This is a genomic window from Pseudomonas sp. Lb2C2 (assembly GCF_052112205.1).
In the GTDB taxonomy this organism is placed as follows: domain Bacteria; phylum Pseudomonadota; class Gammaproteobacteria; order Pseudomonadales; family Pseudomonadaceae; genus Aquipseudomonas; species Aquipseudomonas kilonensis.
Genome location: NZ_JAUTYW010000004.1, coordinates 36,226 through 48,952, shown reverse-complemented (window position 1 = coordinate 48,952; position 12,727 = coordinate 36,226). Strand labels below are relative to the sequence as shown.

The window sequence follows — 12,727 nt, the reverse complement described above, 5'->3', positions numbered from 1 at the left end:
GTGTGTATATCCGTTTCTTCGGTAACGGCCACTGGCGGTTCCGCTCTTACAGCGGGTCACTTTTGGAAGAGCGCGAAAGTGAGCCGCCGTAAGGGCGGAACCATAAGCAGCCGTTACCGCAGCAACGGATATGCACCCAATCCAACCCAAAAGAAAACGGCGCTTTCCCATCCGGAAAAAGCGCCGTCTCCTTAAGCAAACAACCTCACGCACAAGGCGGGTCTATCTCACTCCCCCAAGAATCAGAACTCCGGAGTGTACTTCACGCTGAACATCAGGTTACGCGGATCCCCGAAGTTGTTGTTGCCATCAAGCTGGTTGTAAGCGGGGGTTATGTACGTCTTGTCGAACAGGTTGTTGGCGTTGACCGCCAAAGCGATTTCCGGCGTCAGCTGGTAACCGATACGGGCATTCCACACGGTATAACCCGGGACGTCCATCTTCTGTTCATAAACCAGTGTGTGACTTTGGGTGGTAAAGCCCAGACCGGTGCTGACACGGCTCCAATCACCGGTCAGTTGATAATTGCCCCACACCCGTAGCATGTGTTTCGGCGTCCAGCTACTGAAGACAACACCGTCTTTCCCCGGCTCCTCCAGGTACTTGGTGGTGTTGTAGGTGTAGCCCGCGAACAGCTGCAGGTTGTCCATAACTTCACCACTGATTTCGGCATCGATACCCTGGCTGCGCACTTTCCCCGAGGCTGCCGAGCAGTACCCGCCCTGACATACCATCCCTCCAGCGGTGTCTTCGATGGCACGGTTCTCGTGATCGTAACGGAAGACAGCCAGGGAGGTATTGACCCGACCGTCCATCAGCTCACCCTTGAGACCAACTTCGTAGTTGGTGCCGACGATGGGCTTGAGCACCGAACCGCTGGTATCGACCTCGGTCTGGGGCTGGAACACATCGGTGTAGCTGGCGTATACCGCCCATTCGCGGCTCAGGTCATAGATGATACCGCCGTAGGGCGTGACCACTCCGGTTTCAGTTCCGGTGCTTGCCGTGTATGGGGTAATACCGGCGGAGTCTTCGGTTCTCGACTTGTAGCTGAAGTCATACCAACTGACCCGGGAACCCAGCACCAGCGTCAGATCATCGACAGGCTTCACGCGCCAGGTGCCATACACACCCTTCTGGCGAATATCGTACTTACTGAGGACGCCCCGTCCGCCCGGGCTGTTGATCAGACTCTCATAGCTGATGTCCGGCCGGTCATTGTTCAAGTCAAAGATGCTATCGCTGGTATTGTTGAATGTACGGGCGTATTTATCATCCGTCTCCAACTGCGAGAAGTTGCCGCCGAGCATGACTTCCTGCTCCATCGACAAGGCTTCGAACTTGCCGGTCAGGTTCATGTCCAGACCAGACTTCGTGGACTGGAAATCAGTCACGAAGTCGGCATATTGCACGCCACTGCCATCAGGGTTTAGACCGCCAAGCCTTTGCACTCGCTGGTTTTTCGCCTGGTTGTCTTCGGTCATGTACACGGCACCCACCTTGAACGCCCAGTCCTCGTTGAAGCGATGCTCCAGGTCGGTGTAGTAGGTGGTGACATCGATTTCAGAACGGTTCCAACGCGCCCCCGTGTAGGTCGAACGCGACACGTCCGGCATCGAACCGTTGGCGTAGCGTGGCAGGCCACGGATGTTGCCGCGCGATTCGCCATTGGATTGGCTGACCGCGAAACCCAGGGTGGTGTCTTCGCTCAGGTCGACGTCCAACGCACCGTACAACGAGTGGGTCTTGCTCCACGCATAGTCGACGAACGAGTTGCTCTGGTCTTCATCGATGACGACGCGGCCGCGGATGTTGCCGGCCTGGTTCAGCGGGCCGCCAGCGTCCAATTGCAGACCGTAGTGATCCCAGGACCCGGCCTTGCCGGTCAAGGTCACGGTCGGTGCACTCTGGCCACGCTTGCGCACCAGGTTGACAGCACCACCGGGGCTGCCAGTGCCTTGCAGCAGGCCGGCCGCGCCGCGCATGATTTCCAGGCGGTCGAAGAAGATCAGGTCCTGGGTCGCCCAGTTGCCCAGCGAATAGTTGTTACGCAGGATCGGCACACCATCGTATTGCCAATCGTCGATCTGGAAACCGCGTGACGACAGGATCATGCCTTGGCCAACGCCCTGCAGGCCGACGATGCCGGTGGTCTGGTTGACGGCGTCCTTGAGGCTGACCAGGTTCTGGTCATCCATCTGCTTGCGCGTCATCACGGTGATCGACTGGGGAATTTCCTTGAGGGTGTGGGTGCCCTTGCCAAGGGTCACGGCCTTGCTGGTGTAGGAATTACTGCCTTCGGTTGTCGCGTCCAACGCTTGTGCACTGATGGTGGTCGCACCCAGCTCAAGGCCTCCCGTGGCAGGGCTGCGCATCAGCATCAGGGTATTGCCCTCGAGGCTGTAGCGCACGCCAGTGCCCTTGAGCAATTCGGCGATGGCCGCCTGCGGGCTCATTGTGCCGCTGACGCGGGTGCTTTTCAGCCCGGCCATGTCGCCAGCGTTGTAGATCACTTGCTGGTTGGTCTGCTGACCGAACGCTTGCAGTGCCTGCGGCAGCGGTTGCGCAGGGATGTCGATGCTGACGTCTTGCGCCATCACCTGAGCACTGAGCGGCAGTACACAGACCAACCCCAGACCGGCCAACACCCGCCGCGAACGCAGGCCGCGGGACATGACGAGTGCCTTGAACAGAGGTTTCAACTCATGAATGGATGACATCGTGCTCTCTATTATTGGTAGAAGTAAAAGTCCATGGGGCCGAAGGGCCCGCCGCTCGCCAGCACCTGTGAACCCGCACGATCGATTGCCTCAGGGCAATGCCTCAGTGCGTGGCCGACCGGCCCCTCCCCGGGCGCGGTCATCAGGCTGGACGACGGCGAAATCTTGCTGAACAAACCCGGTGCCTGGACGTCCTGCCCGACCCGATTTGCCCACATACCTAAGTAAGACGCAGCACCTGCCAAAAACCGGAATGAGTTTATTTATCATTCGCGAAAAAGATAAAAAAAAGGCCGTCGCTGTCGGGCGACGGCCTTTCGTTCATGCCCTGTCAGCTGCCTTGCGCAGCCCTGGCGGCTTGCAGCTGCCGCGCCTGTTCGGTCAGGAGGGCCTTTTCCTCGGGGCTCATTGCCTCCATGCGCAGGCGTACCTGGGCCATTTTCTCCAGTTGCCCCGGGCTGCTCTCCAGTGCCCGCAAGGCCACTGCCAACGACGCCACGGTGGGATGATCGAAGACCAGCCCCGGATGAATTTCGCACTGCAACAACTTGCGAATACCGGCCACCAACTTGATCACCAGCAGCGAATGACCTCCGGCGGCGAAGAAGTCGCGGTCGATGCCCAATCGCTCCAGCCCAAGCAATTGCGCCATGCGCGCGGCGAGCAATTGCTCCAGCGCGTCACGTGGTGCAGCGTCTTCGTCATCCACCGCCCTACCCGCCAACTGCTGCAGCGCCTTGCGATCGATCTTGCCGTTGGCCAGTCGCGGGAACTGTTCGATCAGGTGCAGGCGCTGTGGAACCATCACGCTGGGTAGGCGGTCACTGAGCTCAGCGCGCGCGGTGTCGAGCAAGCCCGTCGACCTTCCCTGCTGCGCCACGACAAAGGCCAACAGCCCCTGCTCGGCCGATGCCGCCGGCAGCACCAGGGCTTCGGCCACCTGCGGCATGCGCAGAAGCTCGGCCTCGATCTCCGCCAGTTCAATACGGAATCCGCGCACCTTGACCTGCTGATCGCGCCGACCATGCAACTGGATCGCCCCGTCCGGGCGATAACGCGCCAGGTCGCCGGTGCGATATAAACGCTGCGCCGGATCAAACGGACTCTGGATGAACGTCTGCTCATCGGCCTCGGCATTCAGGTAACCCCGGCACAACTGCGCACCGCCCAGGTACACCTCGCCCAGCACGCCCACCGGCGCCAACTGCAGATCGGCATCCAGCACGTAGACCTGGTTGTTGCCCAGCACCTGGGTCAGCGCCGAACAATCGTCGGCAGCGCCGTCCAGCGACACCGGATGAATCATCACTCCGACCGTGGCTTCGGTCGGCCCGTAGTGGTTGAACACCCGGCAATCGCTGCGCAACCGCGAGATGCGCTCGACCAGCGTCGGCGCAATCGGCTCGCCACCCAGAATCAGCGTATGCGGCAGGGTCGCCTGCTCACTGTCGAGCAGCGCCGCAAGGTGCGACGGCACGATTTTCAGGCAGTCGATCCGTTGCTGTTGCAGGTACTGGGCAAACAACGCGCCGTCCTGCATTTGCTCGTCGCTGGCCACATGCAGGGTGGCGCCATTGAACAACGCGCCAAACAACGCCGTGTTGCCCAGGTCCGCCGCCACGGTGGAACTGAACCCGACGTTTTTGCACTGCGCCAGCCCCAGGGCCTGACTGGCCTGGGCGGTGTAGTTGAGCAATTGCCGATGCTCGATCACCACACCTTTTGGCACCCCGGTGGAACCGGACGTAAACAATACATAGGCGATGTCATTGCCTTGGGTGGCGAGCGTTGGCAATGGCGCTGCCGACTGACTGAGTTCAACCAATATCAGCGCCTTGTACGGCTGTCCCTGCCAGGCTGGCAGATGCGCCGCATCGGTCAGCAACAGTGCCGCGCCGGCCTGTTCCAGCATCAACGCCTGGCGCGCCTGGGGCCACTGCACGTCAAGTGGCAGATACGCCGCCCCGATGCGCCAGCTCGCCAGCATTGCAATCACCAGATCCGCCGAGCGCGGCAACGCCAGCGCGACAATCGAACCGCGGCCCACGCCTTGCTGCTTGAGCCCCAGCGCCACGCTGTCGACCTGGGCTTGCAACTGGCCATAGCTCAGTTGCGAAAGGGCGTCGGTCAGGGCGATGGCGTCCGGTGTAAGAATCGCCAGGTCGGCGATGCGCTGCGGCAGATAACGATTATCCGCCAAGGCCTGCATCGGCGGGTTGATCGCCAGCAAGCGCTGCGCTTGGGCGTGACCGAGCAGGCCAAGCTGCGCCAGCGCAGCGTGGGGAGCGGCAAGGATCGAGTCCAACAGCACGCCGTACTGTTCCAGCACGGCGTTGGCCGAGGCCGCTGAATAATGCGAGCAGGCGTAATACAGATCGACGGCGGCAAGCCGCTGGGCACCGTTCAATTGAACCTGCAACAGCAACTCGAACGGTTCTGCCGGCACGCGCGCGGGCGCTGAGGCAACCCAGTTCAGACCGCCACTGTTCCCGGCAGGGCTCGCCTGCCCTACCGTGAAGCCGTAGGCCGGGTACGCCGCATCCGGTGACAGTTCCGGCGCCCAGTACTCCTGCCAGGTGCGATGCGCTTCGAGACGCGCCGCCAGCTCACCCAACCACTCGCTGAACGACACGGTGGCAGGCAACGAAACGCAAAGCGGCAGGGTTTTCTCGAACACGCCCACGGCATTGGCGAAGTATTCATAGTCGTCGCGGCTGTCATGGCGCACGCCGACCAAGGCCTGTTCAAGCCCGCTCAAACGTCCCAGCAACGCCCACCACGCGCCTTGCAGCAGCGTGGCCAGCGGCTGGCCAAGCTGCTCGGCGAGGCTTTGCAAAGCCTCACTTTGCGCCGGCGCCAGGGGCAGCGAGACGCGGGTGTCGGCGGCACCGGCCTCACCGCTGGCACTGCGCGCCGCCAACCATGGCGTGGTGATATCCACCTGCGCGCCTTGCAGGTGTTGCTGCCAGTAGGTTCGTGCGCTGGCGGCGTCTTCATCCAGCACCACTTCGCTGCGCCATTCCAGGTACTGGGCAAACTCGCCCGGCGCCTCGTCTTGCGCCACCTGGCCCCCGGCGTACGCTTGCTGTACGTGTTCAAGCAGCAGATTCAGGGATTGCGCATCGGCACTGGAACGGACGATGCCCAGCACCAGTCGCCATTGCCGTGGCGCCAAGCGATAAAGCACAGCCTGGACGCTTTCGGATTCGCCGACCACAAAAGCGCGGCTCATCGATTCGCTGATCTGCGCCTGGACTTCCTCGGCCTGCTGCTCCCCCGCCCGTATCGTCAGCGGGAAACGCCCGGCACTGGCGGCGGCCTGACGCAAACCATGGAAACCGGCGACCTTGGCCAGTTGCGTCAGCAGCATCGGCTGCTGCGCCAGTAGCGTATCGAAGGCGGCCTGCAATCGCTGCGGATCGAGATCGCCGTCAATGAGCACGTCCAGCCAGCGCAACGCCTGGCCGCTGGTCGCCGTACTGGACAGTTGCTCAAGTACCCGTTGTTGCTCGGGCGTCAGGGCGAAACCCGGGTTGTACGCATCCATCGTGTTCTCGTTCATGCTCCAGCTTCCTCGGTATTGAGTGCGCCCTGGGCGGTTTGCCCGGCGGCCGACGAACGCTCAAGACTGCTGCGCTCGTACATGTCGCCCATGGCGACCACGATCTTGCGTGGTCCCTCGAATGGATCGCGGGCGTGGGCCACCAGCATGTTGTCCAGCAGGATCACATCGCCTTTCTGCCAGTCGAAACGCACCGCACAGGCTTCGTACAACTCACCGATACGCGCCATCACCTCGTCTTCAATCGGTGTGCCGTCGCCGTAATACACGTGCCGGGGCATGCGCTCCAGGCCGAACATCGACAACAAGTCCTGCCGTACGTCCGGGTCCAGCCAATAGATGTGATGCAATTGCACCTGATTGAAGAACGACTTCTCCCCGGTGATCGGGTGGGTGATGATCGCGGGCCCCGGTGTGCGGGTCTGCAATTCGTCGTTATCGAGCCAGCGCCATTGGATACCACCCGCCCGGCAACGGGCTTCCACTTCAAGGCGGTCTTCGGTCTTGAAGAAGTGCTGCCACGACACGTCGAGTTTGTCGGTGAAGGTGCGTACGTAGAGCAGGCCTTTGTCTTCGAACTTCTCGCGAAGATCGGCCGGCAACTTTTCAAACATCAAGCGGCAATCCACCACCGGGGTTGCCCCCCCTACGGGCGCGGCCTGCTCGCAATAGAACATCTGCTTGCGCGGCCAGCGGTCCTGGTGGGAGCTTTCGTTGTGGAACAGGATCATCTTGCGCTCGGGGTACGGCGTGGAACGGTAGGTGTTCTTGCCCCCTTCTTTCTTCGGCAGATCACCGTACTGACCATAGAGGCCTGGCTGTATCGCTTCGGCGAACGCTTCAAAACCCTGGATACCGTCCAGCTCGAAACCGCGGAACAGAATGCCCGCATGCTCGGCCAGCTTTTGCTCGATCAACGGCCGGTTCTGGTGGATCCACTCAATGACGTCCAGATGGGGCTCACCCGGCTCCAGCATCAAGGGGAATCGCTGGGGCGCAGCCACCAGTGATTCACGCACCCGCGCCGCACGAGGCGTGGCAAGCGGTGTCACGGAGCGCTTGAGAAACTTGCCCAGTTTGTCGGCCTTGGGCCCTGGGACGGTGGCAGGCGTGACGGCTGCCGCCACGTTGTCGACTGGCATGCTGATAGCTCCCAATTGAATGTCCTGATCAGCGACGATCTGTTCCAACAGGGCTGTCCAGGCCTGAATCAGGTGCTGAATGCGCTCATGTCCGAACAAGGTTGTGGCGAATTGCCAATTACCGCGCAATTGCCCTTCTTCTTCGTCAACGAACAACGCCATGTCGAATTTAGAATGGGTCTCCAGCGCCGGCAGGAACTCCAAGCTCAATCCCGCCATGGAGCGGGTGCGCACCGGCACGTTGTTCATCACGAACAACACCTGGAGCAATGGGTTCATGGCCTTGTGGCGCGGTACGCCCGAGGCGTCGACGATCTGGTCGAACGGCAAGTCCTGATGCTCCAGCGCGCCGAGCAGGTTGTCCTGGGTGTGCGCCAGGAAGCTGGCGAACGTGGCATCGGCGTCCAAGCGCGAACGCAGAGGCAGCACGTTGACGAAGAAACCGATCAGCCGCTCAAGCTCCGGCTGTTCACGACCCGCCACGTCGGCGCCGACCACCAGGTCTTGCGCCCCGCTAACCCGATGCAATAGCACCTGGAAGGACGCCAGCAGCGTGCTGTACAGCGTGACCCCGACTTCGCTGGACAACCGGCGCAATGCCCCGCTCAACCCGCTGGAAAGCTGGAACTGCAGCGCATCGCCGTCATAGGACGCTGTCTGGCCCCGAGGGCTGTCCAGCGGCAGGTCCAGGCGTCCCTCGTAGCCGCTGAGGCGGTGTTTCCAGTACTCGGCCTGACGCGCCAGGACGCCCTGCTCTTCCAGCGCCTGCTGCCACAGCGCAAAGTCTTGGTACTGAACCTCCAGGGGTGCCAGCGGCATCGGTTTACCGGTGAGGGACGCTTCATAGACCTGCACCAGTTCGTCGATCAACAGCCCCATCGACCAGCCATCGAAGATGATGTGATGCATGGCGTACAACAACACATGTTCGGTCGGCCCCAAGCGCAGGATCCGACCGCGCAACAGCGGTGCCTGCTCCAGGTCGATGGGGGTGCGTGCATTCTCCAGCGTCGCCTGAACCACCTGTTCCTGCTGGGCAGCGGGCGAGAGCTCGGACAAATCGATCACCGGGAAGTGCAGGTGCACCTCGTCGGCAATCAACGCCAGCGGATCGCCCTCTTCGTCCTGGACATACGCGGTGCGCAACACGTCATGACGGCGGACCACTTCGGCAAAGCTGCTCATCAGGTGCGGTACCGACAATCCACCGCACAGGCGCAGCGCCATGGGCATGCCATAAGCCGACGTGCCGCCGGACAATTGTTCGGCGATCCACAAACGCCGCTGTACCAGCGACAGCGGTGCCGAACGCAGCGGCCCATGGGCCTTGAGCCGAACCTCACGGGAATCACCGGCCCGGACCTGCCCAGCCACGTCCCCGGCAATCAGGGCCGCCAGCGCCTTGAGCTGCGGATAATTGAACAGATCACGCAGGCTCAGGGGATAGTCCGTCAGCTTGCGCAAGCGTGAGACAGCCTGGGTCGCCAGCAGCGAGTGACCGCCGCGTTCGAAGAAATGGTCGTTGCGACCGACCTGTTCCACTTCCAGCACCTCTTGCCAGATGCAGGCAATCTGTTGCTCCAGTTCGCTGACGGGAGCTTCGTAACCGCTGTGCGACAACCCGGTCTCCACGGCTGGCAGAGCCTTGCGGTCGAGCTTGCCGTTGGGCGTCAGCGGCAGTTGATCGAGGAACAACAGGTGCGCCGGGATCATGTAGTCCGGCAGGTGTTCCTTGAGGCCTGCCTTGAGCTGAGCGCGCAGATTGCTTTCGTCCAGTTGCAACGCCGCAGCCACCACGTAAGCCACCAGTTGCTGGCCGCCCGGGGCGTCCTGGGCCAGGACCGCCACGTCACGCACCTGGGGTTGTTGCAGCAGCCGCGCTTCGATTTCCCCCAGCTCGATACGGAAGCCGCGGATCTTCACCTGATGGTCGATGCGCCCCTGATATTCGAGCACGCCATCGACGCGGTAACGGCTCAGGTCGCCCGTGCGGTACAGGCGTTCGCCGGTGGTGGAAAACGGGTTGGGCACGTACTTCTCGGCGGTCATCGCGGCGCGGCCGAGGTAGCCACGGGTGATGCCCGCGCCGCTCAGGTACAGCTCTGCCGAAACGCCTTGGGGCACCGGCTGCAGGTCGGCGTCGAGCAGGTAGCTGGCGGTGTGCTTGAGTGGGCGGCCGATGTTCGCCGTGCCGCCGGGGGTGCGGCGGGTCCAGGTGGAATAGGTGGTGTCCTCGGATGGGCCGTAAAGATCGTAGACATGCTCGACGCCACCGCCCACCTGTGGGAGCGAGCCTGTGGGAGCAAAGCTTGCTCGCGATGGCGGTGGGTCAGTCTCACATGGGCCAGCCGATAGGACGCTATCGCGAGCAAGCTTTGCTCCCACAGGCACTGACTCCACAGGCACTGACTCCACAGGCTCTGCTGCCACAGCCTCTGCTGCCACAAGCTCGCTCCCACAGGGGGCATTCTGATAGAGCGCATCCACCAGGCTTTGCTTCAGCGGCTCACCGGCCAGGTTGATGATGCGCACACTGGCCGGGATCTCATCGCTGCGCTGCAACGCGGCGATGGCCGAGGGCACGGTGTTGATCAGGCGTACCTGATCGCGGGCCGGCAGTTGCGGCAATTCCAGGGCGTTGCGGGCGATGATCAGCGAGCCGCCGTTGGCCAGGGTCACGAACAGCTCCCACACCGACAGATCGAAGCACACGGAAGTTGAAGCGAGCACACCCTGGATGTCGTCGCGGCTGTAGACCGATTTGGACCAGTCGATCAGCGCCAGCACGTTGCGATGGGCAATCGCCACGCCCTTGGGCTTGCCGGTGGAGCCGGAGGTGTAGATCACGTAGGCGAGGTTGTCCGGCGTGACTTGGGTCTGCGGTGCGCTCAGTGGGTATTGCGTCAAATCGAGCTGATCGAGCTTCAACACAGCGGTCTCGACCGAAACGCTCAGCGTCGCCGCCACCGCGTCCTCAGTCAGCAACACCCGCGCACGGCTGTCGTCGAGCATGTAGGCCACGCGCTCGGCCGGGTAATCCGGGTCCAGCGGCACGTAGGCGCCACCGGTCTTGAGCACCGCCAGCAAGGCGATCAGCAGGTGCTCGGAACGCGGCATTGCCACGCCTACTCGCACTTCCGGGCCCACACCCAGTTCGATGAGTTTATGGGCCAGGCGATTGGCGCGGCCGTCCAGTTCGCTGTAGCTCAGTTGGGTGTTGGCAAAGGTCACCGCCAGGGCATCTGGCGTGGCCTCAACCTGACGGGCGATCATCTGGTGAATGCACAGCGCTTGCTCGAACGGTGCGTCCACCGGGTTCCAGTCATGGGTCAGGCGCTGATGCTCATCGAACGCCAGCATCGACAGTTCACCCAGGCAACGCTCGCTGCCCTCGGTCATCTGTCCCAGCAACTGCGCCAGATGGGCCGCCAGCCGTTGCACCGTGTCCGTCGAGAAACTCGCCTTCTCGTAGTTCATGTGCACCGACAGTTGCCGGTCCAATCCCACCAACAGCGTCAACGGGTAGCTGGTCTGTTCCTGGGTAAGCGGCGGACCAAAGCGCAGGCCGTCCGGCGCGCCCTGTTCCAAAGCCTGGGCAATCGGATAGTTTTCGAACACCAACAGGCTGTCGAACAACGCGTCCCCGCCCTGCCCGGCCCAGCGCTGGATGTCCAGCAACGCGGTGTGCTCGAACTCGCGCAGCGCCAGGTTTTGCGTCTGCACCGCTTGCAACCAACTGTCCAGGGATTGCTCGGCCCGTGGGCTGGCGATCACCGGCAAGGTGTTGATGAACAGGCCGATCTGCTGCTCGATACCCGGCAGATCCGCCGGGCGACCGGCCACCGTCGCGCCGAAGGCCACGGTGTCTTTGCCGGTGTAACGCTGCAACAGCAGCAGCCACGCGGCCTGCACCAGCGTGTTGACGGTAACTTTCGAGGTGCGGGCGAAGGCTTCCAGGCGTCGGGTCAGCGCCTCATCCAGGACCTGCACATGGTCGCCATGACCATCGCCGGCCTGGGCCGGTGATGCAACGGCATCGGCCAGCCGTGTCGGCGCCTCCAGGCTTTGCAGCACAGGCGTCCAGAACGCTTCGCTGGCCGCCGCATCCTGGCGTTGCAGCCAGTCGATGTAGTCGCGGTAGCGCCCGGATGTCCGGGCCGGTGCCTGGCCGCTGTAGCGTTGCAATACCTCACCAAGCAACTGCGAGTTGCTCCAACCGTCCATCAGGATGTGATGGCTGGTGTAGATCAAGTGATAGCGATCCTCTGCCACCCGCACCACCACCAAACGCAGCAACGGCGCCGCATCCAGCTCGAAACCCTGCTGGCGCTGCGTCAACGCCAGGGCGTCCAGGTCCTGAGAAGGATTCGCTCTGGCGTCCCAGTCGTGGAACAGGAACGCAACCTCCAGCTGTTTGTGTACGACCTGCAGCGCCCGCTTGAAATCACCCTCCCAGACAAAACTGCTGCGCAGCACTTCATGGGCGTCCATGGCCGCTTGCCAGGCCTGGCGGAAGCGCTCGACGTCCAGCCTTTGGACGTCAACCCGCAGTTGGTTGATGTAGTGACCGGCCTGTTGCTCATACAGCGAATGGAACAGCATGCCCTGCTGCATCGGCGATAACGGGTAGATATCTTCGATTTGCCGCGGCGCCAGTGGCAATGCGTCCAGCTGGGTCTGGTTCAAGCCGGCCAGCGGGAAGTCCGACGGTGTGAAACCCTGATGCTGCGCCTGGCAACAATGGTCAATCAACGCCTGCAACTCCCGACCATAATCCAAGGCCAGCGCCTGGATTGTCGACTCATCGAACATCTGCGTGCTGAATGTCCAGTCAATGCTCAACTCGCCCGCGTAGACGCTGCCGTTGAGCGTCAGCCAATTGTCCAGCGGCGCCAAAGGGCTCTGTGGCGTGCCCGCCGGTTCGCTGGCCGGAATGAACAGCCCGTCGGCGTCATCGGTAAATCCGCTGTCGAACTGTCCCAGGTAATTGAAGGTGATCTGCGGCATGGGCAGCGCCGCCAGGGTACGACGTGTCACCTCATCCCCCAGGTAACGCAGCACACCGAAGCCGAGCCCTTTATCGGGTATCGCGCGTAATTGCTCCTTGATCGCCTTGATCGAATCCTCAAGGGTCGCCGCCGGTGTCAGCCGCACCGGGAACAGGCTGGTGAACCAGCCAACGCTGCGGCTCAGGTCCAGATCCGGTTCCAGGCCATCGAACAGCGTCTCACGGCCATGACCCTCCAGCTGAATCAAGGTCGAGGCATCGGCGGTCCAACGACCGATCACCCGGGCCAGTGCCG

General features: G+C 62.3%; 3 protein-coding genes (1 of these 3 cut by a window edge). All 3 read right to left on the bottom strand.

The features are described 5' to 3' along the window. Positions 1-242: 242 nt before the first annotated feature. On the bottom strand, positions 243-2,720 hold the full coding sequence (locus Q7F16_RS12225) for a TonB-dependent siderophore receptor (RefSeq protein ID WP_046063437.1): 2,478 nt from the start codon (positions 2,718-2,720) through the stop codon (positions 243-245). A 331-nt stretch (positions 2,721-3,051) separates the two neighbouring features. After that, positions 3,052-6,282 carry a non-ribosomal peptide synthetase gene (locus tag Q7F16_RS12220; RefSeq protein WP_409556182.1) on the bottom strand — a complete coding sequence of 1,077 codons (3,231 nt, stop codon included), beginning with the start codon at positions 6,280-6,282 and terminating at the stop codon, positions 3,052-3,054. Beyond that, a protein-coding gene (locus Q7F16_RS12215) for a non-ribosomal peptide synthase/polyketide synthase (protein WP_409556181.1) crosses the window boundary here: on the bottom strand, positions 6,279-12,727 show its end. Its footprint extends 7,249 nt past the window's final position; 6,449 of the gene's 13,698 nt are visible here — the last part of the coding sequence; its start codon lies beyond the right edge, outside the window — the gene reads right to left on this strand; it ends in the stop codon at positions 6,279-6,281. The genes Q7F16_RS12220 and Q7F16_RS12215 overlap by 4 nt, the downstream gene beginning before the upstream one ends.